General features: G+C 58.4%; 1 protein-coding gene. It reads left to right on the top strand.

Annotated features, from left to right (window positions below; all coding sequences use genetic code 11):
* A partial coding sequence (locus tag ACOJB8_RS41130) for a group II intron maturase-specific domain-containing protein (RefSeq protein WP_475017986.1) occupies positions 1 to 780 on the top strand: 780 nt, incomplete at its 5' end.
* Positions 781 to 865 lie beyond the last annotated feature (85 nt).

The following is an 865-nucleotide window of genomic DNA, read 5'->3' as shown; positions in this document are numbered from 1 at the left end:
ATCTCGCCGGTGATCGCGAATATGGCGTTGGATGGGCTTGAGGCAGCAGTCTATGCAAGCGTGGGAACGTCCAAACTTGCTCGCAGCAACGCCCAACTCAACGTCGTCCGCTATGCCGATGACTTTATTGTCACCGGCGTGTCGAAAGAAGTGCTCGAATGCAAGGTGCTTCCGGCGGTCAGGCAGTTTATGGCTGCTCGAGGTCTGGAACTCTCGGAAGAGAAGACCAGGATCACGAACATTGCGGAGGGTTTCGATTTCCTTGGCCAGAACGTGCGCAAGTACGACGGCAAGCTGCTGATCAAGCCGGCAAAGAAGAGCGTCAAATCGCTCCTCGACAAGGTCAGGGAAATCATAAAAGGGAACGCGAGCGTCACGCAGGAGGCGTTGATCCAGAAACTCAACCCGGTTATCCGGGGATGGACGATGTATCACCGTCACGTCGTGGCGAAAGCGAGCTTCTTATCGATAGACTCGCACATCTGGCAACGGCTCTGGAAATGGGCCAGGCGTCGGCATCCCACGAAAGGAGCACGGTGGGTGAGGAACCGGTACTTCCGGGTCGATGGGCACCGGTCCTGGGACTTTGCTACGAAGGGCCCCGCTGATGGCAGCGCCAGCGGGTTTCGGCTCTTCCGCGCAATGACGATCCCGATTACGAGACACGTCAAGGTCCGGGGACTGGCTAATCCGTTTGATCCGGTGTGGACCACGTACTTCGCTCGCCGTCGAACTGCGAAGCGTTCTGTCAAGTTGTTCGGTGCCACAACATGGTGCTGAAGAATGGCTTGAGCCGGATGCGGGGTGACTCGCCCGTCCGGTTCTCAGGGGGCGGTGGCGCAGTAATGCGCTGCTGCTACCCGAC

This window comes from Paraburkholderia sp. BR10141, assembly GCF_056155635.1.
This window is presented reverse-complemented; position numbering and strand designations above follow the sequence as displayed.